This window comes from Rhizobium sp. M1 (assembly GCF_002531805.1).
GTDB lineage: Bacteria > Pseudomonadota > Alphaproteobacteria > Rhizobiales > Rhizobiaceae > Rhizobium > Rhizobium etli_C.
The window spans coordinates 111,628-136,983 of the sequence record NZ_NWSW01000022.1 but is presented as its reverse complement, the minus strand read 5'-3'; the positions used below and the strand labels follow the sequence as shown (position 1 = coordinate 136,983).

Here is a 25,356-nt window from a genome sequence, read left to right as displayed (position 1 = left end):
CATGAGTTGAAGCCTCCGGCAAACCCGGCGCGGTTCAACACGCTGAACGAGGCATATGTAAAAGCGCGGTACTCCAAGCACTACGAAATTAGCGAGGAGGCTCTTGGTTGGCTTTCAGAGCAAACCGCTTCTTTGCTTGGGCTGGTCGAGACGGTATGCTCCGAGCATCTGGCGATGCTGGAACGGAACAGCGGATAGCAGCGCTTCGGAGCTCTGACAGCCGAGGTCGCGAGCCACAAGATTAACGCTCCGCTGAGCGCCGCCACCCGCCGTCTTGGCCAAGCATCGGCTCAGATATGCAAAGCGCTTCCCAAAGCCTTCAGCGCCGCTTCCATGACGGCTTCGCTGCGGGTCGGATGGGCGTGGATGGTCCCGGCAATATCTTCCAGGCGGGCGCCCATCTCGATCGCCAGGGCGAACGCCGCCGATAGTTCGGAGACACCTGCCCCGACCGCCTGCAGGCCGAGAACGAGATTGGTGTCGGCGCGGGCGACGACGCGCACGAAGCCCTCCTCCGAGACCATCGTCATTGCCCGCCCATTGGCGCTGAACGGAAACTGCCCGGTGCGGATTTCATAACCTTGCGCCTGCGCCTCCGCCGGCGAGAGGCCGGCGGTGACGAGCTCCGGATCGGTGAAGCAGATGGCGGGAATGCAGCGCTTGTCCCAGGCGCGCTTCTTGCCGGCGATGATCTCCGCAACCATCTCGCCTTGCGCCATGGCCCGGTGGGCCAGCATCGGTTCGCCGGTCACGTCGCCGATCGCATAGATGCCGCGCATCGAGGTGCGGCAGCGATCGTCGATCCTGAGATAAGGGCCGGCGCGATCGAGATCGAGTTCTTCGAGACCGGATCCCGCCGTCCGCGGCCGGCGACCGACGGTCACAAGAATGCGGTCGGCCGGCAGGCTCTCGCGACGGCCATCGGCGGTTTCGACAAGCAATGCCTCGCCATTGTCGGCAAGGCCCATCGCCTTCGCAGCCGTCAGCACCCGGATGCCGCTTTCCGTAAGCTTGCGTGTGACGGGCCGCACGACTTCGGCATCATAGAGCGGCAGCACCTGCGACGTCGCCTCGACCACCGTTACCTCCGATCCCATTTTGGCAAAGGCGGTGCCGAGCTCAAGCCCGATATAGCCGCCGCCGACCACGACCAGCTTCTTCGGCAACTCCGTCAGCGACAGCGCCTCCGTCGAGGAAATGACACGGCCGCCGAATGGCAGGTTGGAAAGCTCTACCGGGTCGGAGCCGGTGGCGACTACCACGGTCTCGGCGCGGATGATCTGCTGGCCGGTCTCCGTCTCTACCTCCACCGTCTTGCCGTCGCGAAAGTGGGCGCGGCCATGAACGATCTTGACGCGGGCTTTTTGCAAAAGCCCCGAGACGCCGCCTGTGAGCCGGCCGACGATGCCGTCCTTCCAGGCGATCGTCCTTGCGAGATCGATCGAGGCGCCTTCGACACGGATGCCCATCGGGTTTTTGCCGGCGAGCATCTTTTGCGTGGCGGCAAATTCCTCAGCCGCATGGATCAGAGCCTTGGAGGGAATGCAGCCGACCGTCAGACAGGTGCCGCCCGGCTTGCCGGCTTCGACGATGACCGTATCGACACCGAGCTGTCCGGCGCGGATGGCGCAGACATAACCACCTGGGCCGGCGCCGATGACGAGGAGCTTGCAGACAATCTCTTTCATGGATCAACCTTCGATGAAAATGAGTGCCGGCGTTTCGAGGAGCGTGCGGATGCGCTGCACGAAGGTCGCCGCATCCCAGCCGTCGATGATGCGATGGTCGAAGCTGGAGGAGAGGTTCATCATCTTGCGCGGCACGAACTGGGTGCCATCCCAGACGGGGCGCGTGGCGATCTTGTTGACGCCGATGATCGCCACTTCGGGATGATTGATGACAGGCGTCGAGACGATACCGCCGAGCGCGCCCAGAGAGCTGATGGTGATGGTCGAGCCGGAAAGTTCGTCGCGCGTCGCAGTCCCCGACCGCGCCGCCTCCGCCAGCCGGTTCATCTCGGCGGCGCAATCCCAGATGCCGCGGGCTTCCGCATGCCGCACCACCGGCACGGTCAGCCCGGCCGGTGTCTGTGTGGCAATGCCGATATGCACGGCACTATAACGCGTGATGATGCCGGCATCGTCGTCAAAGGTGGCATTGACCTCGGGCTGCTCGGAAATCGCCTTGACCAGCGCCCGCATCAGGAAGGGCAGAACCGTCAGCTTCGGATGACCTTCCCTGCGGTCGCCATTCATGGTGGCGCGCAGTTCCTCCAGCGCCGTCATATCCACTTCCTCCACATAGGTGATGTGGGGAATGCGCGAGGTGGAAAGCACCATCTTCTCGGCGATTCGGCGGCGCAGGCCGGTGAGCTTGATCTCTTCGGTCGCCGTCTTCCTGGCGAAGCCGGTCTTTGCCGCCGCAGGAGCCGTTCCCTGGGCCAGGAATTGCTCGACATCCTCGCGCAGGATACGCCCAGCCGGTCCGCTTCCCTGCACCTGTCGGAGATCGACGCCACTCTCCCTGGCGAAGAGCCGCACCGAGGGCGCGGCGAGCGGCCTATCGGCCGGAGGCGGCGCGGGAACCGGGGGAGCCGGCGCAGCCACAGCAGCCGGAGCCGGCAGTGCAGCTTCGACCTTGACCGGTTCCGCAACCGACGCCTGCGAGATCTGCATCGGCGGAGCCTCGCCGGCATCGCCCGCCGTCTCGATCCGCACCAGCGGCGCCTTGACCGCGATACGGTCTCCGATCTCGCCGGCGAGCCAGATGACGGTGCCATTGACGGGTGACGGAATTTCCACCGTCGCCTTATCGGTCATGACGGCAGCGATCACCATGTCCTCGCGGACCGGATCTCCTGTCTTCACGTGCCATTCCACAAGCTCGGCCTCGGCGACCCCTTCCCCGACATCCGGCATCTTGATGATGAATTCGCCCATGGCTCAGGCCTCCATGACTTCGGCAAGCGCCCGCCCGACGCGGCCGGGACCGGGGAAATAATCCCATTCCTGCGCATGCGGGTAAGGCGTGTCCCAGCCGGCGACGCGCACGACAGGCGCTTCGAGATGATAGAAGCAATGTTCCTGCACCAGCGACACGACCTCGGCGCCGAAGCCAGAGGTCAAGGTCGCCTCATGCACGACGACGCAGCGCCCTGTTTTGGCGACCGATTTGACGATCGTATCGAGATCGAGGGGCAGCAGGCTCCTCAGATCGATCACCTCGGCGTCGATGCCGGCATCGTCTGCCGCCGCCAGCGCCACATGCACCATGGTGCCATAGGCAACCACGGTCACCGCAGAGCCGGCGCGCCGCACTTCGGCCTTGCCGATCGGGATGGTGTAATGGCCGTCGGGCACCTCTCCGAGGTCGTGTTTCGACCAGGGTGTGACCGGCCGCTCGTGATGGCCGTCGAAGGGACCGTTATAGAGCCGCTTCGGCTCCAGGAACATGACAGGGTCAGGATCCTCGATCGCCGCGATCAGCAAGCCCTTGGCGTCATAAGGATTGGAGGGAACGATCACCTTCAGCCCGCAGACATGGGTGAAGAGCGCTTCCGGGCTCTGGCTGTGCGTCTGGCCGCCGAAGATGCCGCCGCCGGTCGGCATGCGCACGACGATCGGGCAGGTGAAATCGCCGTTGGAGCGGTAGCGGATCCGCGCCGCCTCCTGCGTCAGCTGGTCATAGGCCGGATACATATAGTCGGCGAACTGGATTTCGACGCAGGGCTTCAGCCCATAGGCGGCCATGCCGATTGCCGTGCCGACAATGCCGGACTCGCTGATCGGCGTATCGAAGCAGCGCGTCCTGCCGTATTTCGCCTGCAGACCCTGGGTGCAGCGGAAAACGCCGCCGAAATAGCCGACATCCTCGCCGAAGACCACGACATTCTCGTCCTTCGCCATCGAGACGTCCATGGCGCTGCGCACGGCCTCGATCATCGTCATCCTGGCCATGTCAGTACCCCGCCTTCTGCCGCTGGCGACGGATATGCGCCGGCATCTCGGCATAGACGCCCTCGAAAATGTCGCGCACCGAGGGCCTGCCGCCGGCATGCAGCGTGCCATGCGCTTCTGCCTGACGCTGCGCCTCGATCACCTCGTCCATGATTTCGGCTTCCGCCTGCACATGCCGCTCCTCCGACCATGCGCCCTTGACGATCAGATGTTTCTTCAGCCGCAGCACGGGATCGCCGAGCGGCCAGGCCTCCGATTCCGTCTTCGGCCGATAGGCGCTCGGATCGTCGGAAGTCGAATGCGCGCCGACACGGTAGGTCACATATTCGATCAGCGTCGGGCCGAGATTGCGCCGCGCCCGCTCGGCCGCCCAGCGGGCGACGGCGTGGACGGCGAGATAATCGTTTCCGTCGACCCTGAGCGCCGGAATGCCGAAGCCGAGGCCGCGGGCGGCAAAAGTCCCCGAACCGCCGCGGGCAATGCCCTGGAAGGTCGAAATCGCCCACTGATTGTTGACGATGTTGAGGATCACGGGCGCCTTGTAGGTCGAGGCGAAAACGAGCGCCGAATGGAAATCCGATTCCGCCGTCGATCCGTCACCGATCCAGGCTGCGGCAATCCGGCTGTCGTTCTTGATCGCCGAGGCCATCGCCCACCCGACAGCCTGTACATATTGGGTCGCGAGATTGCCCGAGATGGTGAAGAAGCCGTGTTCCTTGGAGGAATACATGATCGGCAGCTGCCGTCCGCGCAGCGGATCGCTCTCGTTCGAGTAGATCTGGTTCATCATCTCGACCATTGGATAGTCGTCGGCAATCAAGAGGCCGGCCTGGCGATAGGTCGGGAAATTCATGTCGCCCTTGTTGAGTGCCTTGCGGAAGGCGCAGCTGACGGCTTCCTCGCCGAGATGCTGCATATAGAAGGAAGTCTTGCCCTGGCGCTGCGCCATCAGCATGCGGGCATCGAAGGCGCGCAGCTTCATCATGTTGCGCAGCCCGGTCAGCAGTTCCTCATCGGAAAGCGATCCCGCCCAGGGACCGACCGCCTCACCGTCGCGGTTTAAGACGCGGATGATCGAATAGGCAAGCTCGCGAATTTCTTCCGAGGCGACATCCACCTCCGGCCGCGGCACCGAACCGGCCTTGGCGATCTTGACGTTGGAAAAGTCGGGCTGGCCGCCGGGGCGGACGGCGGGTTCGGGGACGTGCAGGCTCAAACGAGCGGAATCCACCATGTCTTTACTTTCCTCCCTTTGCCGGCCGTGCGTCCCTCCCCGGAAACAGGGCCGGTATGGTTCTATAGATTGCGGGCGATCACCATGCGCTGCACGTCGCTCGTTCCCTCATAGATCTGGCAGATGCGCACATCGCGGTAGATGCGCTCGACCGGGTAATCGGCCATATAGCCGTAGCCGCCATGGATCTGGATCGCGTCGGAGCAGACGCGCTCGGCCATTTCCGAGGCAAAGAGCTTCGCCATCGAGGCTTCCGACAGGCAGGGCATTTCGGCCTCCCTCAGGGCGGCCGCGTGAAAGACCAGTTGGCGCGCCGCCTCGATCCGCACCGCCATATCGGCCAGGCGGAAGGCGACGGCCTGGTGCTCAAAAATCGGCTTGCCGAAGGCCATTCGCTCTTTGGCATAGTCGCGCGCCGCCTCGAAAGCCGCCCGCGCCATGCCGACCGCCTGTGCGGCAATGCCGATCCGCCCGCCCTCGAGATTGGCAAGTGCGATGCGGTAGCCTTCGCCTTCCGCCCCGAGCCTCAAATCGACAGGAATGCGCATGGCGTTGAAGGCGATCTGACAGGTATCGGTGGAATGCAATCCGAGCTTTTCCTCGACGCGGATCACCTCGTAGCCCGGCGTCTCCGTCGGCACGATGAAGGCGGTGATGCCCTTCTTGCCGGCATCCGGATCGGTGACGGCAAAGACGATGATGACATTGCCGTTCTTACCCGACGTGATGAACTGCTTGGCGCCGTCGATCACGTAGTGGTCGCCGTCAAGCCGCGCCCGGGTCTTCAGGTTGGAGGCGTCGGAACCCGCCTGCGGCTCGGTCAGCGCAAAACCGCCGATCCACTCGCCGCTTGCCAGTTTCGGCAGGAAGCGCTGGCGCTGCTCTTCGCTGCCGAATTTCAGGATGGGCACGCAGCCGACGGAGGAGTGCACACTCATGATCGTCGAACAGGGTCCGTCGCCGGCAGCGATCTCCTCCAGTGCGGCGGCATAGGCGACGACGCCGGTATCTGAGCCGCCATAGGCCTCCGGCACCAGCATGCCGAGCAGCCCGAGTTCGCCCATCTCCTTCAATTCGTCGCGCGGGAAAAGATGCTCCCGGTCGCGCTTGGCCGCCCCCGGCGCCAGCCGGTCGCGGGCAAAGTCGCGGGCGAGATCGGCGATCTGCTGCTGAAGGTCGGAAAGGATCATGTGGCTCTCCTCCCCGCTAATGCCGCTCGATGGCGACGGCCGTCGCCTCGCCGCCGCCGATACAGAGCGCGGCCATGCCGCGCTTTAGATCGTAGCGCTCCAGCGCCGAAAGCAGCGTCACCAGAATCCGGGCACCCGACGCGCCGATCGGATGGCCGAGCGCGCAGGCGCCGCCATGCACGTTCACCTTCTCATGCGGCAGATCGAGATCGCGCATCGCCGCCATCGCGACAACGGCGAAAGCCTCGTTGATCTCGAAGAGATCGACGTCGGAAAGCGCCAGGCCGGTGCGGTCGGAGAGCTTCTGCAGGGCGCCGATCGGCGCGGTGGCGAAAAGATTGGGTGCCTGCGAATGGGTGGCGTGGCCGAGGATCGTGGCGAGCGGCGTCAGACCGCGACGCTCGGCCTGCGAGCGGCGCATCAGCACCAGGGCTGCCGCACCGTCGGAGATCGAGCTGGAATTGGCCGCAGTCACCGTGCCGCCCTCGCGGAAGGCGGGCTTCAGCGTCGGAATCTTGTCGAGCTTGGCCTTGCCCGGCTGTTCGTCGCGGCGCACCACCTGCTCGGCTTTGCCCGATTTCACCGTGACCGGCACGATCTCGCTTTCGAAACTGCCCTCCGCGATCGCCTTCTGCGCCCGCGTCAGGGAGGCGATGGCGTAGTTGTCCTGCGCCTCACGCGTGAACTGATAGGCCTCGGCGCAATCCTCCGCGAAGCTGCCCATCAAGCGCCCCTTGTCATAAGCATCCTCCAGCCCGTCGAGGAACATATGATCCACGACACGCCCATGGCCGAGCCTGTAGCCGCCGCGGGCCCTATCAAGGAGATAGGGCGCGTTGGTCATGCTTTCCATGCCGCCGGCGACCGCCACCGAGGCACTGCCGGCGGCGATCAGGTCATGCACCATCATCACCGCCTTCATGCCGGAGCCGCACATCTTGTTGACGGTGCTGGCGCCGGTCGAATACGGCAGGCCGGCATGGACGGCCGCCTGACGCGCCGGCGCCTGCCCCTGCCCCGCCGGCAGCACGCAGCCGAAGACGACCTCCTCGATCGCCTCGGCCTCGACGCCGCTGCGCTCAAGTGCCGCGCGGATCGCCGTTGCGCCAAGCTCGGGCGCCGCCGCCTCCTTCAGCTCTCCCTGAAAGCTGCCGATCGGGGTGCGTGCCGCACCAATGATGACGATAGGGTCCTGCAAAACCATCTTTCCTCCTCGGGCGATGCTTAACGCGCGCCCATCCGCAATGCGCCGTCGAGGCGGATGACCTCGCCGTTCAGCATGTTGTTTTCAAAGATATGGCGCACCAGCCCGGCAAATTCCGCCGGCCGGCCGAGCCGCGGCGGAAAGGGCACGCTCTTGCCGAGCGCTTCCTGCACCTCCGCCGGCATATCAGCCATCATCGGCGTCTCGAAAATGCCGGGCGCAATCGACACGACCCGAATGCCGTGCCGGGCCAGTTCGCGGGCGATCGGCAAGGTCATCGCCGCCACTCCGCCCTTGGAGGCGGCATAGGCCGCCTGGCCGATCTGCCCGTCGAAGGCGGCGACCGAGGCCGTGTTGACGATGACGCCGCGTTCGCCCTCCGCATCCGGCTCCATGTTCCGGATTGCGGCTGCGGCAAGCCGGATCATGTTGAACGTGCCGACGAGATTGATGCCGAGCGTGCGCGCAAAACTCTCCAGCCGGTGCGGTCCGTCGCGGCCGATCACCTTTTCAGCCGGCGCAACACCGGCGCAATTCACCAATCCGCGCAAACCGCCGAAAGCTTCGACCGCAGCGGCCACCACCGCCGCTCCTTCCTCACCATCGCTCACATCGGCCTTGACGAAGCGAACCTCGCTGCCGAATTCCCGGGCAATCGCTTCGCCCGCTCCCGCATTGAGATCGGCGATCGTCACGCGCCCGCCGGCATCGACGAGCGCGCGCACCGTGGCCGCGCCCAGGCCGGAGCCGCCGCCGGTAACGATGAAACTTGCTCCTGGGATCAGCATGAATCCAGTCCTCCCTGCCGGCAGGCGCCCTCCTCCAGGCGCAACCGGCAGCAGCGATTCTATTCGCTCCACCTATTGCAAGCGATGACAGAACTGCTCCATAATTTCGGCCAGTTTTGCCATAGCGAGGATTCGATGGCCGAGATCGAGCGACGCATGATCGCGCCGGGTTTCGTCGAGGAGGCGCTCGACAGCCTGCGGCGACTCGGCAAGCCGACGGCACCGATCCTGGCTCGCGTCGGGCTGCCTGCTGTCATCGACCAGCCGGTTTCGGCGGAGACCTATGGCGCGCTGTGGCTGGCAATCGCTGCCGAGCTCGACGACGAATTCTTCGGCATGGGCGCCCGCCCGATGCGCAGCGGCAGCTTCACGCTGCTTTGCCATTGCGTGCTGCACGCGCCGACACTGGGTCACGCGCTGCGCCGGGCGCTGCGCTTCCTCGCTGTCGTGCTCGACGATCCCCGAGGGCGGCTCGTCATCCGCGATGGTCTCGCCGAAGTCGAGCTCAGCGATGCCGGCGGCCCGCGTTCGGCCTTCGCCTATCGAACCTACTGGATCATCCTGCACGGCATCATCTGCTGGCTGGTCGGACGGCGCATTCCGATCCGCCTCGTCGATTTTCGCTGCGCCGAACCCAAGCAAGGGGCCGACTATCGGCTGTTCTTCGGCGCGCCGGTGCGCTTCTCCCAACCAATCAGCCGCCTCGGCTTCGACAGCGCCATGCTCGACCTGCCGATTTCGCGCAGCGAGCAGGCGCTGAAACAGTTCCTGCGCGGCGCACCCGCCAATATTCTGGTGCGCTACCGTTACGACGCCGGCATCGCCGCCGCCGTCCGCCGCCGCTTGAACCAGGCGACGCCCAATGCCTGGATGAGTTTTGCAGCACTTGCCGCCGACATGCGCATGCCGCCCTCGACACTCCGCCACCGCCTGCACGACGAGGGACAAAGCTATGCCGCCATCAAGGACGACATCCGCCGCGATTTGGCTGTCGAGCTTTTGCTGAACTCAAGGAAAACAGTCGGCGAGATTGCCGTGCAACTCGGTTACTCCGAGCCGAGCGCCTTCTTCCGCGCCTTTCGGAAATGGATGGGCAAGAGTCCAGAGGCTTTCCGGCGAGAGGAAGCGGAAAATCGAAGCTAAGCCTCTCAAGCTGCTTGACCCGACCCGACCGGCTTCGCGCTTTCGCGAACATGACGGCAATCTTCATCACAAATGCGACCGCCAAAGTGCTCGGAGATGTATCGGTGATTTCCGGAACGGCACTCTATTCATCGACTTCGTTTACCAACCTTCGAGATCCCAACCTATCGAACGGAGATTAGGTCGAATATCTGGTTGTTCTATTCAGATGCCCGACGCGAAACGAAAGGCCGGCTTCAGGCCCGCGATACCGCAAGAAATAGATACACATTGTGTATCCAAATGTGGTATATTCGCCTTGAAGGAAAAAATACCATGGCCGGCAAAAACGCAACCGATACCCAAAAACGCCCTGTCAACCTGAAGGTTCGTGAGGACGTTCGCGTCCTGATCGACCGTGCCGCCAAGGCCCGCGGCAAAACCCGGTCGGATTTCATGATCGATGCTGCGCGGCGCGCCGCCGAAGACGCGCTTCTCGATCAGACATTGGTGCAGGTCGATCCCGACAGCTATAAACACTATCTGGCCGTGCTCGACCAGCCGCCAAGCGGCGAAGGCTTCGAACGGCTGATGAACGCTCCCAAACCTTGGCAGCCGTAATGTTGTCGGCACCAGCGCTTCTCGGCGAAGCGCACGATCTCCGGCTCTTCGACAGCGGGCACGACAGTCTCGATGAATGGCTGCGCCGCCGGGCGCGGGCCAATCAGGTCAGCGGCGCATCGCGAACCTATGTGGTTTGCGAGGATGAACGCGTTGTCGGTTATTATTGCCTGTCATCGGGAGCGCTCGCGGTCGCCGAAGCGCCGGGATCAATCCGGCGCAATATGCCGGACCCTGTTCCCATGGCGGTGCTCGGCCGTCTGGCCATAGACCGCAACTGGCAGGGAAAGGGAATCGGTGCTGCGCTGTTGCAAGACGCCGTGCTGCGCACCGGACAGGCTGCGCATATCATGGGTATTCGCGGCCTTCTGGTTCATGCGATCTCCGACGAAGCCAAGGCCTTTTACGAGCACTACGGATTTACGGCGACGCCCACGAATCCCATGACGTTGGTGTTGTCGCTGAAATCACGGGAAGACTTGAAGCAGTCGCCCTCAGCCGCCTCCTGAGGTCAATACCGCCCTCGAAATCCTTGGCGCGAGCTGCGTGTCGATGCTCTCCGAAGCGCTGAAGCTGTATTTCATGACGTGGGAACGGGAATTGGGGATCGAGTGCCAGAAGAACTTTCCCGATGCCCTCAGCCGGAAGAAAAGGCACGGGTTTGTCAGCGGCTACCGGGAATGTTTCGGCCACCTCCTGAAAACCGACTGGAGCGATTGCCTGGTCGATTTTGCGCTGTCGCGCAGATCGTGCTGGCACGCAACGACGCCCAACGCCTGGATCCGCCATGTTCGTCCGGCATTTCCGCGATGTGATGGGCACGACGCGGGGCCAGGCCACGAAACGTGGCTTGTTATGGCGGGTGAGAACGACCGGCTCCCGGCTCGCAGCATCGGTGACATTGCCGACCTGCTTCTTGAGGTCGCCTGTCGCGAACTGTCGCATGGTAAACCTCCTGGCTTTCGAAGGGGAAGGCCTTACCCGCATCAAAATCAAGAGCACTTTGAACCTTTAGCAACCCGCGCTACATATTTTAGCGGGAGGAGTGCCATGTTTGATTTTTCGCTCGGCGAAACCGCGGATGCGATCCGCGACACGACGGCGCGGTTTGCCGCCGATCATATTGCTCCGCTGGCAGCGGAGATCGACGAAAGCAACACGTTTCCACGCCAGCTCTGGCCGCAGATGGGCGCGCTCGGCCTGCATGGGATCACCGTCGAGGAGGAATTCGGCGGCGCCGGTCTCGGCTATCTCGAGCATGTCGTCGCGATGGAGGAGGTGTCGCGCGCCTCGGCCTCCGTCGGCCTGAGCTATGGCGCCCATTCCAATCTTTGCGTCAACCAAATCCGCCGCTGGGCCTCACCGGAACAGAAGCGTCGCCATCTGCCGAAGCTGATTTCCGGCGAGCATGTCGGCTCACTTGCCATGTCGGAGGCCGGCGCCGGGTCCGATGTCGTCTCGATGCGGTTGCGGGCCGAGCGCAAGGGCGACCGCTACATTCTGAACGGCACCAAATTCTGGATCACCAATGCGCCGCATGCCGAGGTGCTGGTCGTCTATGCCAAGACCGATCCCGCCGCCGGCCCGAAAGGCATTTCCGCCCTCATCATCGAGAAGGGCATGCCCGGCTTCAGCGTTTCCAAGAAGCTCTCCAAGCTCGGTATGCGCGGCAGCGATACGGCCGAGCTGGTCTTTGAGGATTGCGAGGTGCCGGCCGAGGCGCTGATGGGCCGGGAAGGTGAAGGCGTGAAGATCCTGATGTCCGGCCTCGACTATGAGCGCACTGTCCTTGCCGGCGGCCCGCTCGGCATCATGCAGGCCTGCCTTGATGTCGTGCTGCCCTATGTGCGCGATCGCAAGCAGTTCGGCAAACCGATCGGCGATTTCCAGCTGATGCAGGCCAAGATTGCCGACATGTATGTCGCGCTGAATTCGGCACGCGCCTATGTCTATTCCGTCGCCCGCGCCTGCGACGCCGGCCGCACAACCCGCACCGACGCGGCAGCCGCGATCCTCTTTGCCAGCGAGAACGCCGTGAAGGTGTCGCTGGAGGCGATCCAGGCGCTCGGCGGCGCCGGTTATACCAAGGAATGGCCGGTCGAGCGTTTTCTGCGCGACGCCAAGCTCTACGATATCGGCGCCGGCACCAACGAGATCCGCCGCTACCTGATCGGCCGGGAGCTCATCGCATCATGACGGTGATATCGACCGCGATCGATCGCGACAGCGAGAACTTCAAAGCCAATGCCATCAAGAACAAGGCGCTGACCGACGAGCTCAGCGAGCGTTCCGCCAAGGCGCGCGAGGGCGGATCGCAATCGGCCCGTGAACGTCACACGAGCAAGGGCAAGCTCCTGCCCCGCGACCGTATCCAGCTGCTCATCGATGCCGGCAGTCCCTTCCTGGAGATCGGCACGCTGGCGGCCAACGGCATGTATGGCGGCGAGGCGCCGGGTGCCGGCATCATATCCGGCATCGGCCGCGTTTGCGGCCGCGAGGTGATGATCGTCGCCAATGACGCGACGGTGAAGGGCGGCGCCTATTTCCCGATGACGGTGAAGAAACATCTGCGGGCACAGGAAATCGCCATGCAGAACCGGCTGCCCTGCCTTTATCTGGTCGACAGCGGCGGCGCCAATCTGCCGCATCAGGCCGAGGTCTTTCCCGACCGCGATCATTTCGGCGCGATCTTCTACAACCAGGCGCAGATGTCGGCCGAAGGCATTGCCCAGATTGCCTGCGTCATGGGAAGCTGCACCGCCGGCGGCGCCTATGTTCCCGCCATGTCCGACGAAACGGTGATCGTGCGCAATCAAGGCACGATCTTCCTGGCCGGCCCGCCGCTGGTCAAAGCGGCGACCGGCGAGATCATCTCGGCCGAAGAATTGGGCGGCGCCGAGACCCATGGGCGCCGCTCCGGCGTCGTCGACCATGTCGCCGAAAACGACGAACATGCGCTGCTTCTGGTGCGCGATATCGTCGCCAGCCTCAACAGCGTCAAATCGGTCGATATCGACATTCAGCCTCCGCGTCCCCCGAAGCTCGACGTCGAGGACCTTCACGGCATTATTCCTGAGGATGTGCGCTCGCCCTATGATGTGCGCGAAGTGATCGGCCGGATCGTCGACGGCTCGCAACTGCATGAGTTCAAGCCGCTCTACGGCACCACGCTCGTCTGCGGCTTCGCCCGCATCTGGGGCATGCCTGTCGCCGTCATCGCCAATAACGGCGTGCTCTTTTCCGAAAGCGCGCTGAAGGGCGCGCATTTCATCGAGCTCGCCTGCCAGCGCCGCGTGCCGCTGCTCTTTCTGCAGAACATCTCCGGCTTCATGGTCGGCGGCCGCTATGAGGCCGGCGGCATTGCCAAGGATGGGGCAAAGTTGGTGACGGCGGTTGCGACTGCGACCGTGCCGAAAGTGACCGTCATCATCGGCGGCAGCTTCGGGGCCGGCAACTACGGCATGTGCGGCCGCGCCTATCGCCCGCGTTTCCTCTTCACCTGGCCGAACAGCCGCATCAGCGTCATGGGCGGCGAACAGGCAGCCTCGGTGCTCGCCACCATCCGCCGCGACGCGATGGAGGCGCGCGGAGAGGCGTGGCCGGCCGATGAGGAGGAGGCCTTCAAGGCGCCAATCCGCGCCGGCTACGAGGCGGAGGGCAATCCCTATTATGCCACCGCCCGCCTCTGGGACGACGGCATCATCGACCCGCGCCAGACGCGCGATGTGCTGGGCCTTGCCTTTTCCGCCTGCCTGAATGCGCCGATCCCGAAAGGGCCGCGCTTCGGCCTGTTCAGGATGTGAGGCGCGCTATGATGGAAAGTCTTCTCATCGCCAACAGGGGCGAAATCGCCCGCCGCATCATCCGCACGGCAAAGATGCTCGGCATCCGCACCATCGCCGTCTATTCCGAGGCCGATGCCGGCCTGCCCTTCGTCAGGGAAGCGGACCAGGCGATCGCCATCGGCCCGCCGCCGGCCCGCGAAAGCTACCTTTCTGAGGCACGCATCCTGGAAGCTGCCCGCAAGTCAGGTGCTGCCGCCATCCATCCCGGTTACGGATTCCTGTCGGAAAATGCCGAATTCGCCGAAGCTGTCGAGAGGGCCGGCATGATCTGGGTCGGCGCGCCGCCGGCCGCCATCCGCGCCATGGGGCTGAAGGACGCCGCCAAGCAATTGATGCAGGCGGCGGGCGTGCCCGTCACCCCCGGCTACCTCGGCTCGGACCAAAGCGAAACAAGGCTCGCAGCCGAAGCCGACCTCGTCGGCTACCCCGTGCTGATCAAGGCCGTCGCTGGCGGTGGCGGCAAGGGCATGCGTCGCATCGACCGACCCGAGGATTTCGCCGAAGGTCTCGCCTCCTGCCGGCGCGAAGCGGCTGCCGCCTTCGGCGACGACCGCGTTCTGATCGAGCGCTATATCGCCAATCCGCGCCATATCGAAGTTCAGGTCTTCGCCGATAAGCTCGGAAATTGCGTCCATCTCTTCGAACGCGATTGCTCGCTGCAGCGCCGGCACCAGAAAGTCATCGAAGAGGCCCCTGCCCCCGGCCTTGATGCCGCCACCCGCGCGGCGATCTGCGATGCGGCGGTCACGGCCGCAAGAGCGGTCAACTATGTCGGCGCCGGCACGATCGAATTCATCGCCGACGCCTCCTCGGGCCTCAATCCCGACCGCATCTGGTTCATGGAGATGAACACGCGCCTGCAGGTGGAGCATCCCGTCACCGAGGCCATATCAGGCGAGGATCTGGTCCTCTGGCAGCTGAAGGTCGCAAGTGGCGAGCCGCTGCCGAAAAGCCAGGACGAGATCACCATGAACGGCTGGGCCTTCGAAGCCCGGCTCTATGCCGAAAATCCCGCCGCCGGCTACCTGCCCTCGACCGGTCGGCTCGACCATCTCAAACTGCCGCAGGCGGTTCGTGTCGACAGCGGCGTCGAGCAGGGTGATGAGATCACCGCTTTCTACGATCCGATGATCGCCAAAATCATCGCGCATGGGCCGAACCGCGAGACGGCGCTTTCGAAGCTCGCAGCCGCCTGCGCCGGTATCGAGGTCTGGCCGGTCCGATCCAATGCCGGTCTTCTCGCCCGCATCGCCAATGATCAGGATTTTCGCGCCGCAAAGATCGATACCGGCTTCCTCGACCGCCACGGGGAAAGCCTGGTGGCCAGCGAGCCTGATGAAACCGTCATCGACAAAGCGGCCACGGCACTGTCGAAGGACATGGATGGCGATCCCTGGTCTGCGCTGACCGGCTTTCGCATCGCCGGGCCAAGCGATAGCCGTGTGCGCGTGCGCATCGACGGTCATCTCCACTGGGGACGCGCATACACCGACCTCGAAGCGAATGCGGTCGAGATGGACGAGACAACGGTGCTTTTCGATGCGGGCAATGCCTGGTCGATCGGCCTGCCTCACGCAGGCGAGGTCGAGGCGAATCACGGTGTGGGCGATGGCGCCATCCTGTCACCCATGCCGGGCCTCGTCATTTCGGTGGAGGTCACTGAGGGCGATCGTGTCGCCAAGGGAGACCGCCTGCTGACGGTCGAAGCCATGAAGATGGAACATTCGCTGCGGGCGCCCTTCGACGGCATCGTCGGCAAACTGCAGGTTTCCCCCGGCGTCCGTGTTTCGGAAAACCAGCTGGTCGTCACCGTCATGAAGGGAGAGGACTGATGGCCGGCCGCTATTTCGACGAATGGGCGGTCGGCGACCGCATCACCCATAACATCCGCCGCACCGTCACCGAGACCGACAACCTGCTCTTTACGACACTGTCCCACAATCCGCAGCCGCTGCATCTCGATGCCGAATATGCGGCCGGCACCGAATTCGGCCGGATCGTCGTCAACGGCACCTTCACCTTTGCGCTGACCGTCGGCCTTTCGGTCGGCGACACCACGCTCGGCACGCTCGTCGCCAATCTCGGCTATGACAAGGTGACGATGCCGAAACCGGTCTTCATCGGCGATACGCTTCGGGTGGAAACGGAGGTGACGGAGCTGCGCCGCTCGAACTCCCGCCCCGATGCCGGCATCGTCACTTTCCGTCATGTAACGCTGAACCAGCGCGACGAGATCGTCTGCCAGTGCCTGCGTACCGCCATGCTGAAGGGGAAACCGTCATGAAGCTGCGCTCGCTGCTCTTCGTGCCCGGCGATCGGCCGGAACGTTTCGAAAAAGCGCTCACATCGGGCGCCGATGCCGTCATTCTCGATCTGGAAGATTCCGTCGCGCCGGCCAACAAGCCAAAGGCCCGCGACAGCGTCCACGAATTCGTGCAGCGCCATGCCGGCGAGACCAAGCTCCTCATCCGCATCAATCCTCTCGCCTCGCCGGAATGCGAGGACGACCTCGCCGCCCTGAGCGGTCTTCAGCCTTTCGCGCTCATGCTGCCGAAGGCCGAAGGCGCCACTTCGGTGCGCAAGCTTGCAAGCGCTCTCGCGGCGGCTCCTGCCATCCTGCCGATCGCGACCGAAACGCCATCGGCGATCTTCGAGATCGGCAGCTATCGGGATGTCTCGGACAAGCTCTGCGGCCTGACCTGGGGCGCCGAGGATCTGCCGGCTGCGATCGGGGCTGCGACCGCGCGCAGAACGGACGGCCGCTATACGCCGCCTTATGAGCTTGCCCGCTCGCTCACGCTCTTTGCAGCCCATGCCGCAGCTGTTCCGGCAATCGATACTGTCTATCCCGATTTTCGTGATCTCAACGGACTGCGGGCCTATGTCGGCCGCGCCCGGCGCGACGGCTTTTCCGGCATGATGGCCATCCATCCGAGCCAGGTGGAAACGATCAACCACGCCTTCACGCCGGATGCCACCGAGATCGCCTGGGCGGAGAAGGTCACCGCCGCCTTTGCCGCCCAGCCCGATGCGGGTGTCATCCAGGTGGACGGACGCATGCTTGATATGCCACATCTGAAGCTCGCGACTCGCATTCTGGAGAGTGCCAGACGATAGAGTGCAGATTAGCCCGACTTTGCGGTTGGTTTGGCGGCGACATGCTCCGGCTCGAGGTAGCCGGCGCCGATGGCGACGTAGAGATCCACATAGTCCTTGGCGACCTGCTGCACGGTGGCGGCAAGGCTTGCCTCAGCGTCGGAGACCGAACGCTGCGCGTCGAGGACATCGAGCAGCGACGAGGCGCCATCCTTATAGCTCGTGGTCGAAAGCGCGAGTGATTCCTGCGCCGTCTGCACCTGCCGGCGCAGCGGCTCCAGCGTCTGCGTGTCGCGACGAACAGCCGTCAGTGCGTTTTCGACTTCTTCGACGCCGTTCAGCACCGCTGCTTTCCAGGCGAGATACTGGGTCCTGGCGTCGGATTTTTCGATCTCGACATTCGCCCGCAACGTGCCGCCGTCGAAGATCGGCAGATTGAGCGATGGTCCGAACGACCAGCTGGTCAGACTTCCGCCGCTGGCGCCCGACGCTTTGACCCAGCTCGGCGAGATCGAGCCGGACAGGGTGATCGACGGGTAGAGCTGGGCTTCGGCCGCGCCGATATCGGCGACGGCCGCCGCCAGCTCGCGTTCGGCCTTGCGAATATCGGGACGGTTGCGGATGAGGTCGGCCGGAATACCGGCGCGAATGTCGCCGCGGAAGACCGGCTGGCCCGCACTCTTCTGCAGCTCCCCCATCAGCGCAGATGCCGGCATCCCGATGAGCGTGGCGATGTGATGAGCCGACTCGGTGAAGCTCTGCTGGAGGCCGGGAATTTCCGACTTCGTCGACTGCACCAGGCCCTCGGCCTGAACGACATCGAGGCGGGAGGCCGCACCGGCTTTCAACTGCAGCTGCGTGAGCTCGTAAGTCTGCTGACGGGATTTCAAACTCGCCTGCGACAGCGCGATGCGCTCCTGGTAATAGCGGGCGTCGATATAGCTCTCGATAAGGTCCTTCAGGAACGTGAGCTTCGCATTGTCGGCCGTCGCATAGGCTGCGCCGAGCGAGGCGATGGCACTTTCCCTGGAGCGACGATACTGGCCGAAAAAGTCGAGCAGCCAGGAAAGGCTGGCTTCGCCGCCTGATGTGTTCGTGGTGCCGACGCTCGTGCGCAGCCGGCCCGTCTCGCCGGACAGCGTATGCGATGCACCGACGGTCAGGCTCGGCAGGCCGCCGGCGCCGGCGACGGTGACGTTGGCAGAGGCCGAATTGATGCTTTCGAGCGCCTGCAGCACGTCGAGGTTCTCGCGGAGGCCATGGGTCACCAGTCCGTCGAGCCGCTTGTCGCGATAGGCCGTCCACCACTCGGCCGTCACGACATTGCCGTTGCTCTTGCTACCGCCCTCTTCGAATTTGGCGGGCAGCGGCATTTGCGGGGGAACGTGATCCGGGCCGCTGACGCAGCCTGCCAGCAGAATTGTCAGGAGCGATGCGGCATAGCGGAGGGATGATAGTCTTGTGCGAAGCGACGTACTCACGGGCGAGCCTCTTGAACCGGGATCGTGGGTTCAGGCTTAGCGGCGCCAGCGTTAATGGCGGTTAAGAAACTGTAAAGTTAGGTAAAATCCGGCACCGCCCTGTCGAGCGATGCTGATCAGCCTTCACCACCGGCCGCACCATAAGGCATCGGCCGCCTCGGAAGCTCGAGCGTGATCGCCAGGCCGCCGGCTTCCGGCAGCGAGGCATGCACGCGCCCGCCGTGACGCTCGATCGCCTGCCTGGCGATAGCAAGGCCGAGACCATATCCGCCGCGCGGTATGGCATCCTTGCCGCGGGAAAACGGCTGGAAGATCCGTTCGAGCTCATCACGCCCGACGCCTGGCCCCTGATCGGTGACGCAGATCCTGAGGCGGTCGGCCATCGTTTCGCAGGATACGGCCACACGCGAATGCTCGGCGGTATATTTGACGGCGTTGCGGACGACATTTTCGAGCGCCCTGTAGATCAGTTCGCCTTCCACCTCGGCACGGAAGATACCGTCGACGCTCGCCGTGATCGCGACCTCGCGCGCCTGGGCTTCGAATGCCGCGTCGCCCAAGATTTCGTTGAGGAGCTCGATGATGTCGAGGGTCTGCGTCTTCAGCGGCCGGCCGGATCCCGCCGTCAGCCTGGCAAGGGTCAGAACCTCGCCCACCAGCGTATCGAGCCGTTCGACCTCCCTGTCCATACGGTCCAGCATGGCGCCGAGTTTAGCCGGGTTCTGCCGGAGCACGCCGACGGCTGCCTGCAGGCGGGACAAAGGCGAACGCAGCTCATGGGAGACGTCATGGAACAGCCTCTGCTGCGCATCCTGAAGCTCCTGAAGCCGGGCGGCGCTCGCATCGAAATCATAGGCAAGGGCGGTCACTTCATCCTTTCGCCCGGCCATCTTGTCGCCGATGCGAAAGTCGAAACGGCCATGGGCGAGCGCGCTCAGGCCATCGCGCAGATGCACGACGGGACGAATGAGATATCGCGCCAGCGCGCCGGCCGCGATCGTGCTGGCGACCAGGATGGTGAGCCACGGTAGGAATGGGCCAAGGCTGTCGAAGGTGGAACCGGCCGGAGCCGACACGGAAAGCCGATAGCAAACTCCATCCTTCGGCACCGATCGGGTGGTGACCGTGTTCTTCTCGGCGCAGGCATCGGCCTCGGCAGGCTTCGACAGGGTCAGGCCGAGCGGTTGCGTCTTTTCGCTTGTGGTCACGAAACGCGCCGCGGCCGCTTCGCCGTCCTCGACCAGAATGTTTGCGGTCAGGTTGAGCACGAGCGTCCGCCGCTCATGGTCCAGCTCGCTTGCGAAGGGAACCGCCTGAAGGAGTTTGACGATAAGAATAATGGCAGCAAGGCTTGCCGCCAGAGTCAGCCAGATAATCCTGAAGAATTTCCAGAAAAGCCGGGGCATGGTCAGTCCACGAGAAGTTGATAGCCCTGGCCGCGGACGGACTGGATCCAGGATTGCCCGTCCTCCCGCAGCCCGAGCTTCTGACGAACGCTGCTGATATGGACGTCGATACGGCGGTCAAACGGCGTGAGCGGCTTGCCGAAGGCCCGCTTCGAAATCTCCTGCTTCGACACCAGCTGGCCGGCGCTGCGGGCGAGAACCTCGAGCAGGCTGAACTCGGTGCCGGTCAGCTCCAAAGTCTCGCCGCGCCATTCGGCGCTTCTATTACCGGAATGGATGACGAGCTGCCCGGCCCTGATCGTGTCGGTCGATACACCCGTCGCCGGCTGACCCGCGCGGCGCAGGATGGCGCGCAGCCTTGCCGCCAGTTCGCCCGGCGAGCAGGGTTTCGGTACGTAATCGTCGGCGCCGAGATTGAGGCCCGATATCCTGTCCACGTCATCGCCCCTTGCCGTCAGCATCAGAACGGGGACCTGGCTCAGCTTCCTGATCCGCTGCAGCACCTCGATCCCGTTCATCCGCGGCATCATGATGTCGAGCACGATGATGTCGACCGTATTGCCGGCAGCCGCGGCAATGGCGGCGCGGCCGTCCGTATCGGTTGCGACGTCATACCCTTCCTCAACCAGATATTCCTGCAGAAGCGTCGTCAGCTCGGCATCGTCGTCGATGAGGAGAACCTTGTTCATTCGCGTTATCCGTCTTTAATCCCGGCGAGCCATACAGCACGAAAGCGCGCGGGCGGCCAAGTTTTACCTATCTTAACACTAACTTGACCGCGCTTAACGTTCGCCCCGTTACTTATGCTGCCATGACATGGATGCGCACCAGGACGGGTCGCCTCGACATCAGCGGCAGTCCTTCGTCGCGTTCGCGCGGAACGCAAAGGCCACCCATGCCTTTGACCACAAGGAATGCTTTGTTGAGAAAACCATCCAGAATATTTGCCGCCGCGCTTGTCGCGGCAGCTCTTGTCTCGCCCGTGCGTTTTGCCATGGCGGAACAGGCCGCTGCAACCGCTCTCACCGTCTCTCTGACGGCGCCGATGCAACGGGACTGGCCGGAGACCGTTCCGGCGAGCGGATGGCTGAAGCCGTGGCAGGAAGCGGTCATCGCCTCCGAAACCAGCGGCCTGCGCATCACCGATGTCCTGGTCGATGTCGGGTCCGTGGTCACGAAGGGACAGACGCTCGTCCGGCTTTCCCAGGAGAGCGTACTCGCCGACCTCCGCAAGCAGGAAGCCGCCGTCGAGACCGCCAAGGCCAGTCTTGCAAAGGCCAAGGCCAATGCCGACCGGGCGCGGCAGCTGCGTCCTTCCGGCGCGCTCTCCGACGAGAAGATCGTCGAATATCTGGCCGACGAGCAGACGGCAACGGCAAGCCTTGCATCCGAAGAGGCCGCACTCGACAGCGAAAAGATCAAGCTTGCGCAAACCACGATCACGGCCGTCGACGACGGCCTCATAACCTCCCGTTCCGCCGATCTCGGTGCCGTCGTCTCCGCCGGCACGGAGCTGTTCCGCATGGTCCGCCAGCAGCGTGTCGAATGGCAGGCCGAGATTTCCGCGCGCTATCTCTTGCGTATTTCTGAAGGCTTGAGCGTCAAGATCAACGGGCCGGACGGCCAGGTCATCGACGGCAAGGTGAGGCTTGTCGGGCCTTCGATCAGCACCGATACCAGCCGGGCCATCGTCTATGTCGCGCTTCCCAGAGACGTCAGTCCGCGCACCGGTCTCTATGTCACCGGCAATATCGAACTGCAGACCTCTCCGGCGCTGACCGTTCCCGAGACGGCGATCGTGTTCCGGGACGGGATCAGCTACCTCTTCACTTCAGGCGAGGATCAGCGGGTGCAAAGGGTCAGGGTGGAAACGGGCCGCCGCAACAATGGCGAGGTGGAAATCGTCTCCGGCATCGACCGCTCGTCGAAGGTGGTGACCTCGGGCGGCGCGTTCCTGTCGGACAATGACCTCGTGAAGATTGCGGAGAAAAACTGATGAACTTCTCAGCCTGGTCGATCCGCAACCCCGTACCGGCGATATTGCTGTTTGTGATGCTGACCGTCGGCGGCCTCCTGGCCTTCAAGCAGCTGCCGATCCAGAACTTCCCCGATATGGACCTTCCCACGATCAACGTCACCGCCACGCTCGAAGGCGCCGCCCCGGCACAACTCGAAACCGAGGTCGCCCGCAAGATCGAGGATAGTCTCGCAGCACTCAGCTATCTCGACCATATCACCACGACGATCACGGACGGCTCCGTCTCGATCAAGGTGTCCTTCAAGCTGGAAAAAGACAGCGAAACGGCCCTGAACGAAGTCCGCAATGCCGTCGACAGCGTCAAGGGCGATCTGCCGGCGCAGATGGAAACACCCAGCGTCAGCAAGGTCACGGTGCAGAGCTCCCCTTTGGTCACCTATGCCGTCCACTCCACCGCTCTCAACGAGACCGAACTTTCCTGGTTCGTCGACAATGATCTGACCAAGGCGCTGCTGTCGGTATCCGGCGTCGGGCAGGTCAACCGCATCGGCGGGATCGATCGCGAGGTTCATGTGGATCTCGATCCCGCGACGATGGCGTCGCTGGGTGTCACTGCGGCCACCGTATCGTCGCAGCTGAAGGCGGTGCAGACGGATACGTCGGGCGGCCTCGGCGAAATCGGCGGCACCCGCCAGACCTTGCGCACGCTCGGCGCCCTGCCATCGGTCGAGGCGCTGAAAGGGCTGAAAATCCCGCTGGCGAACGGCCAGCAGATTCGCCTTGATGACGTGGCATCCGTCACCGACAGCTTCGCCGAGCGCTCCTCGATGGCCTATCTCGACGGCAAGCCGGTGATCGCGGTCGAGATCAAGCGCTCGAACGGATTTTCCGACAGCGGTGTTGCCGCCGACGTCGACAAGGCGATCAGGGAGTTCGCCGCCAAGCATTCCAACGCGCAGATCGACGAGGCTTATAGCACGATCGGCCCGATCATCGGCAACTACGATGGCTCGATGCACATGCTCTACGAAGGCGCGATCCTGGCGATCATCGTCGTCTGGCTTTTCCTGCGGGACTGGCGGGCAACGATCCTGTCGGCCGTGGCGCTGCCCTTGTCTGTCATACCGACCTTCCTTGTCATGTATTTCGCCGGCTTCAGCCTGAATATCGTCACGCTGCTTGCGCTGTCGCTGGTGGTCGGCATCCTCGTCGACGATGCCATCGTCGAGATCGAGAACATCGCCCGCCACCTGCAGATGGGCAAAAGGCCGCTCGATGCCGCTCTCGAAGCGGCCAACGAGATCGGGCTTGCCGTTATCGCAACCACCTTCACGCTGGTCTCGGTCTTTCTGCCGACGGCCTTCATGAGCGGCATACCGGGCCTCATTTTCCGCCAGTTCGGCATCACCGCTGCCGTCGCCGTCCTCGCCTCGCTCGTGGTCGCGCGCCTCCTGACGCCGATGATGGCCGCCTATTTCATGAAGGCCCATCCGACCGAGGAGAAGGATGGCCGGATCATGCGTGCCTATATATCAATCGTGAAGGCCGCCATGAACCGCCGGAAGACGACCGTGGCCGTCACCGCCATCGTCGTGGCGCTGTCGCTTGCGACCATCCCCTTGCTGAAATCGGGCTTCCTGCCGGCGTCCGACGACGCGCGAACCCAGATTACGCTGACCATGCAGCCGGGCGCCACCATCGAGCAGACGGATGCCACGGCCAGGAAGGCCGCGGATATTATCGGCAAGCTTCCCGACGTGACGCATGTCTTTTCCGCCGTCGGTTCGACCTCCTCGGGCGGCGGCCCCGACGCCAGCACCACGAGCGATGTCGGATCGGCGACGATCGTTGCCGTGCTGCCGCCCATCGACGAGCGCGACCGCAAGCAATCGGAAATCGAAAACGATATCCGACAGGCGCTTTCCGTCCTCCCCGGCGTGCGTGTGGAGGTCGGCGGCGGCGGCAATGGCACGAAGCTCGAGATCACGCTCGCAAGCGACGATGCCAACGTCCTCGACAGCGCCAGCACGGCGCTTGAGGAACAGCTCCGCTCGCTGCAGGGCATCGGCGCGGTGACATCGACCGCGGCCAGGCAGGCGCCCGAGATCCAGATCACGCCCGATTTTGCACGCAGCGCCGCGCTCGGGGTCACGTCGAGCGCTATCGCCGAGGCTGCGCGCGTGGCGACGAACGGCGAATATTCCTCCGATCTGCCGAAGCTCAACCTGCCTCAGCGGCAAATCCCCATCGTCGTCCGCTTCTCGCCCGAGACGCGCACCAATCTGGACGACATCAAGAATATGCGGGTGGCGGGAACGAACGGCAACGTCGATCTCGGATCGATTGCCGATGTGAAGATCGGCGGCAGCCCCTCCGAGATCGACCGCATCGATCGGATGCGCAATGTCACCCTTTCCGTCGAACTCAACGGCCGCATCCTCGGCGACGTCAACCGTGAGGCGCAGGCGCTGCCTGCCCTCCAGCACCTGCCGGCGGGCGTCACCCTGGTCGAACAGGGCGAACTTCAGCGCAGTTCGGAGCTGTTCCAGAGTTTTGCTCTTGCCATGGCAATCGGCGTGTTCTGCATCTATGCGGTCCTCGTCCTTCTCTTCCACGATTTCCTGCAGCCGCTCACACTGCTGATGGCTCTGCCGCTCTCGCTCGGCGGCGCGCTGGTGCCGCTGGTGCTGACCGGAACGAGCTTCTCCATGCCTGTTGTCATCGGCCTGCTCATGCTGATGGGCGTGGTGACGAAGAACTCCATCCTGCTCATCGAATATGCGATCATGTCACGTCAGCGGGGCATGGCGAGGTTCGACGCCCTGGTGGATGCCTGCCACAAGCGCGCACGGCCGATCGTCATGACCACCATCGCCATGGCCTCAGGCATGCTGCCGGCCGCACTCAGCCTGATGGGCGGCGATTCGAGCTTCCGCCAGCCGATGGCGATCGTGGTGATCGGCGGCGTGGTGATGTCGACGCTGCTCAGCCTGATCGTCATCCCCGTCATCTTCACCTTCGTCGACGATTTCGAACAGATCCTCAAACGGGTCCTGCGCCGGCTCGGACTGGCCCAGGACATCGCCGGGGATAAGCCGTATGCGTCCAACGATCACGCAGCGATCGCCTTCCAGCCCGAGCAGGCAAGACGAGGGCAAGGTCACAGATGATGTCCGCTGCCCGACAAGGCAACAGCCGGTGACGGCAAGCTCTTCGGTCGCGTTCTCTCCCCCACGGGAACAAGACCGCGGGACGTACTCCCCCGCAGGCGGCCCCAAGCCGCCTGCGCGTCCTGCATCCCGATCAGGAGGTACAGAAATGGTTCGGAAAGAGCGTGATGCCCTGTCGGGAGACATATCAATTGGTGGAACGGGGTGATCCGATCTCCCAGTTCAACAGAGCAGCGCTGCTGCCTATGCTGAATGTTGCCAAGTC

At 63.8% G+C, this 25,356-nt stretch carries 20 protein-coding genes and 2 pseudogenes; 11 read left to right on the top strand and 11 right to left on the bottom strand.

Features of this window, described 5'->3' with window-relative positions; all coding sequences use genetic code 11:
- Positions 1–198: pseudogene (locus CO655_RS34165) on the top strand (hypothetical protein); the annotation flags it as partial.
- A gap of 92 nt (positions 199–290) precedes the next feature.
- Here the strand turns inward: CO655_RS34165 and lpdA are convergent.
- From lpdA to CO655_RS22060, 7 genes are all read right to left on the bottom strand, one after another.
- Complete coding sequence (lpdA, locus tag CO655_RS22090) at positions 291–1,688, bottom strand: dihydrolipoyl dehydrogenase (RefSeq protein WP_097666632.1); 1,398 nt, start codon at positions 1,686–1,688, stop codon at positions 291–293.
- Between the two features lie 3 nt (positions 1,689–1,691).
- A complete protein-coding gene (locus CO655_RS22085; RefSeq protein ID WP_097666630.1) occupies positions 1,692–2,939 on the bottom strand; it encodes a dihydrolipoamide acetyltransferase family protein in 1,248 nt (415 codons plus the stop codon).
- A gap of 3 nt (positions 2,940–2,942) precedes the next feature.
- Complete coding sequence (locus CO655_RS22080) at positions 2,943–3,956, bottom strand: alpha-ketoacid dehydrogenase subunit beta (RefSeq protein ID WP_097666628.1); 1,014 nt, start codon at positions 3,954–3,956, stop codon at positions 2,943–2,945.
- Between the two features lies 1 nt (position 3,957).
- Positions 3,958–5,190: a 3-methyl-2-oxobutanoate dehydrogenase (2-methylpropanoyl-transferring) subunit alpha gene (locus tag CO655_RS22075; RefSeq protein ID WP_097666626.1), complete on the bottom strand. Its 1,233-nt coding sequence runs from the start codon at positions 5,188–5,190 to the stop codon at positions 3,958–3,960.
- A 62-nt stretch (positions 5,191–5,252) separates the two neighbouring features.
- Positions 5,253–6,380: an acyl-CoA dehydrogenase family protein gene (locus CO655_RS22070; RefSeq protein WP_097666624.1), complete on the bottom strand. Its 1,128-nt coding sequence runs from the start codon at positions 6,378–6,380 to the stop codon at positions 5,253–5,255.
- A 16-nt stretch (positions 6,381–6,396) separates the two neighbouring features.
- Positions 6,397–7,584 carry an acetyl-CoA C-acyltransferase gene (locus CO655_RS22065; RefSeq protein ID WP_097666622.1) on the bottom strand — a complete coding sequence of 396 codons (1,188 nt, stop codon included), beginning with the start codon at positions 7,582–7,584 and terminating at the stop codon, positions 6,397–6,399.
- 20 nt (positions 7,585–7,604) lie between these two features.
- A complete protein-coding gene (locus CO655_RS22060) occupies positions 7,605–8,372 on the bottom strand; it encodes a 3-hydroxyacyl-CoA dehydrogenase (RefSeq protein WP_097666620.1) in 768 nt (255 codons plus the stop codon).
- Positions 8,373–8,456: 84 nt separating this feature from the next.
- Between CO655_RS22060 and CO655_RS22055 the strand changes: the two genes are divergently transcribed.
- The 3 genes from CO655_RS22055 to CO655_RS22045 all read left to right on the top strand — a co-directional run bounded on the left by CO655_RS22055 (position 8,457) and on the right by CO655_RS22045 (position 10,624).
- Entirely contained in the window at positions 8,457–9,515 is a 1,059-nt protein-coding gene (locus CO655_RS22055; RefSeq protein WP_097666618.1) for an AraC family transcriptional regulator, read from the top strand.
- Between the two features lie 315 nt (positions 9,516–9,830).
- Entirely contained in the window at positions 9,831–10,115 is a 285-nt protein-coding gene (locus tag CO655_RS22050) for a DUF1778 domain-containing protein (protein ID WP_097666616.1), read from the top strand.
- Positions 10,115–10,624 (top strand): GNAT family N-acetyltransferase, encoded by a 510-nt coding sequence (locus CO655_RS22045; protein WP_097666614.1) that lies wholly within the window; start codon positions 10,115–10,117, stop codon positions 10,622–10,624. Before CO655_RS22050 ends, CO655_RS22045 begins: the two co-directional genes overlap by 1 nt.
- Before the next feature lie 278 nt (positions 10,625–10,902).
- Here CO655_RS22045 and CO655_RS34380 read toward each other — a convergent pair.
- Positions 10,903–11,060, bottom strand: a pseudogene (locus CO655_RS34380) (type II toxin-antitoxin system prevent-host-death family antitoxin); the annotation flags it as partial.
- A gap of 105 nt (positions 11,061–11,165) precedes the next feature.
- Between CO655_RS34380 and CO655_RS22035 the strand changes: the two are divergent.
- From CO655_RS22035 to CO655_RS22015, 5 genes are read left to right on the top strand one after another with little or no spacing between them, the layout of a single operon-like run.
- The gene (locus CO655_RS22035; RefSeq protein WP_097666612.1) at positions 11,166–12,311 is read left to right on the top strand and encodes an isovaleryl-CoA dehydrogenase; all 1,146 of its coding nucleotides are present in this window, start codon (positions 11,166–11,168) and stop codon (positions 12,309–12,311) included.
- Positions 12,308–13,918, top strand: a complete 1,611-nt coding sequence (locus tag CO655_RS22030; protein WP_097666610.1) for a carboxyl transferase domain-containing protein — start codon at positions 12,308–12,310, stop codon at positions 13,916–13,918. Before CO655_RS22035 ends, CO655_RS22030 begins: the two co-directional genes overlap by 4 nt.
- 8 nt (positions 13,919–13,926) lie before the next feature.
- Positions 13,927–15,792, top strand: a complete 1,866-nt coding sequence (locus tag CO655_RS22025; RefSeq protein ID WP_097666608.1) for an acetyl/propionyl/methylcrotonyl-CoA carboxylase subunit alpha — start codon at positions 13,927–13,929, stop codon at positions 15,790–15,792.
- Positions 15,792–16,244: a MaoC family dehydratase gene (locus tag CO655_RS22020; protein ID WP_097666606.1), complete on the top strand. Its 453-nt coding sequence runs from the start codon at positions 15,792–15,794 to the stop codon at positions 16,242–16,244. The genes CO655_RS22025 and CO655_RS22020 overlap by 1 nt, the downstream gene beginning before the upstream one ends.
- The gene (locus CO655_RS22015; RefSeq protein WP_097666604.1) at positions 16,241–17,077 is read left to right on the top strand and encodes a CoA ester lyase; all 837 of its coding nucleotides are present in this window, start codon (positions 16,241–16,243) and stop codon (positions 17,075–17,077) included. Before CO655_RS22020 ends, CO655_RS22015 begins: the two co-directional genes overlap by 4 nt.
- An 8-nt stretch (positions 17,078–17,085) precedes the next feature.
- On the opposite strand, the gene CO655_RS22010 is transcribed toward CO655_RS22015, so the two are convergent.
- The 3 genes from CO655_RS22010 to CO655_RS22000 all read right to left on the bottom strand — a co-directional run bounded on the left by CO655_RS22010 (position 17,086) and on the right by CO655_RS22000 (position 20,632).
- Positions 17,086–18,537: an efflux transporter outer membrane subunit gene (locus tag CO655_RS22010; protein ID WP_097666602.1), complete on the bottom strand. Its 1,452-nt coding sequence runs from the start codon at positions 18,535–18,537 to the stop codon at positions 17,086–17,088.
- A gap of 116 nt (positions 18,538–18,653) precedes the next feature.
- Complete coding sequence (locus CO655_RS22005; protein WP_097666600.1) at positions 18,654–19,943, bottom strand: ATP-binding protein; 1,290 nt, start codon at positions 19,941–19,943, stop codon at positions 18,654–18,656.
- Between the two features lie 2 nt (positions 19,944–19,945).
- A complete protein-coding gene (locus CO655_RS22000) occupies positions 19,946–20,632 on the bottom strand; it encodes a response regulator (protein WP_097666598.1) in 687 nt (228 codons plus the stop codon).
- Between the two features lie 206 nt (positions 20,633–20,838).
- On the opposite strand from CO655_RS22000, the gene CO655_RS21995 reads away from it, so the two are divergent.
- A complete protein-coding gene (locus tag CO655_RS21995; protein WP_176539288.1) occupies positions 20,839–21,939 on the top strand; it encodes an efflux RND transporter periplasmic adaptor subunit in 1,101 nt (366 codons plus the stop codon).
- Positions 21,939–25,091: an efflux RND transporter permease subunit gene (locus CO655_RS21990; RefSeq protein WP_097666594.1), complete on the top strand. Its 3,153-nt coding sequence runs from the start codon at positions 21,939–21,941 to the stop codon at positions 25,089–25,091. The genes CO655_RS21995 and CO655_RS21990 overlap by 1 nt, the downstream gene beginning before the upstream one ends.
- The last annotated feature ends 265 nt before the right edge of the window (positions 25,092–25,356 follow it).

What these genes read in the sequence shown, in the direction of transcription:
- CO655_RS22005 (WP_097666600.1), bottom strand. Translation starts at nt 19,943, where the DNA reads ATGCCCCGGCTTTTCTGGAAATTCTTCAGGATTATCTGGCTGACTCTG.
- CO655_RS22060 (WP_097666620.1), bottom strand. Translation starts at nt 8,372, where the DNA reads ATGCTGATCCCAGGAGCAAGTTTCATCGTTACCGGCGGCGGCTCCGGC.
- CO655_RS22080 (WP_097666628.1), bottom strand. Translation starts at nt 3,956, where the DNA reads ATGGCCAGGATGACGATGATCGAGGCCGTGCGCAGCGCCATGGACGTC.
- CO655_RS22025 (WP_097666608.1), top strand. Translation starts at nt 13,927, where the DNA reads ATGATGGAAAGTCTTCTCATCGCCAACAGGGGCGAAATCGCCCGCCGC.
- CO655_RS22070 (WP_097666624.1), bottom strand. Translation starts at nt 6,380, where the DNA reads ATGATCCTTTCCGACCTTCAGCAGCAGATCGCCGATCTCGCCCGCGAC.
- lpdA (WP_097666632.1), bottom strand. Translation starts at nt 1,688, where the DNA reads ATGAAAGAGATTGTCTGCAAGCTCCTCGTCATCGGCGCCGGCCCAGGT.
- CO655_RS22045 (WP_097666614.1), top strand. Translation starts at nt 10,115, where the DNA reads ATGTTGTCGGCACCAGCGCTTCTCGGCGAAGCGCACGATCTCCGGCTC.
- CO655_RS22030 (WP_097666610.1), top strand. Translation starts at nt 12,308, where the DNA reads ATGACGGTGATATCGACCGCGATCGATCGCGACAGCGAGAACTTCAAA.
- CO655_RS22020 (WP_097666606.1), top strand. Translation starts at nt 15,792, where the DNA reads ATGGCCGGCCGCTATTTCGACGAATGGGCGGTCGGCGACCGCATCACC.
- CO655_RS22035 (WP_097666612.1), top strand. Translation starts at nt 11,166, where the DNA reads ATGTTTGATTTTTCGCTCGGCGAAACCGCGGATGCGATCCGCGACACG.
- CO655_RS22015 (WP_097666604.1), top strand. Translation starts at nt 16,241, where the DNA reads ATGAAGCTGCGCTCGCTGCTCTTCGTGCCCGGCGATCGGCCGGAACGT.
- CO655_RS22085 (WP_097666630.1), bottom strand. Translation starts at nt 2,939, where the DNA reads ATGGGCGAATTCATCATCAAGATGCCGGATGTCGGGGAAGGGGTCGCC.
- CO655_RS22075 (WP_097666626.1), bottom strand. Translation starts at nt 5,190, where the DNA reads ATGGTGGATTCCGCTCGTTTGAGCCTGCACGTCCCCGAACCCGCCGTC.
- CO655_RS22050 (WP_097666616.1), top strand. Translation starts at nt 9,831, where the DNA reads ATGGCCGGCAAAAACGCAACCGATACCCAAAAACGCCCTGTCAACCTG.
- CO655_RS21990 (WP_097666594.1), top strand. Translation starts at nt 21,939, where the DNA reads ATGAACTTCTCAGCCTGGTCGATCCGCAACCCCGTACCGGCGATATTG.
- CO655_RS22055 (WP_097666618.1), top strand. Translation starts at nt 8,457, where the DNA reads ATGACAGAACTGCTCCATAATTTCGGCCAGTTTTGCCATAGCGAGGAT.
- CO655_RS22065 (WP_097666622.1), bottom strand. Translation starts at nt 7,584, where the DNA reads ATGGTTTTGCAGGACCCTATCGTCATCATTGGTGCGGCACGCACCCCG.
- CO655_RS21995 (WP_176539288.1), top strand. Translation starts at nt 20,839, where the DNA reads ATGCCTTTGACCACAAGGAATGCTTTGTTGAGAAAACCATCCAGAATA.
- CO655_RS22000 (WP_097666598.1), bottom strand. Translation starts at nt 20,632, where the DNA reads ATGAACAAGGTTCTCCTCATCGACGACGATGCCGAGCTGACGACGCTT.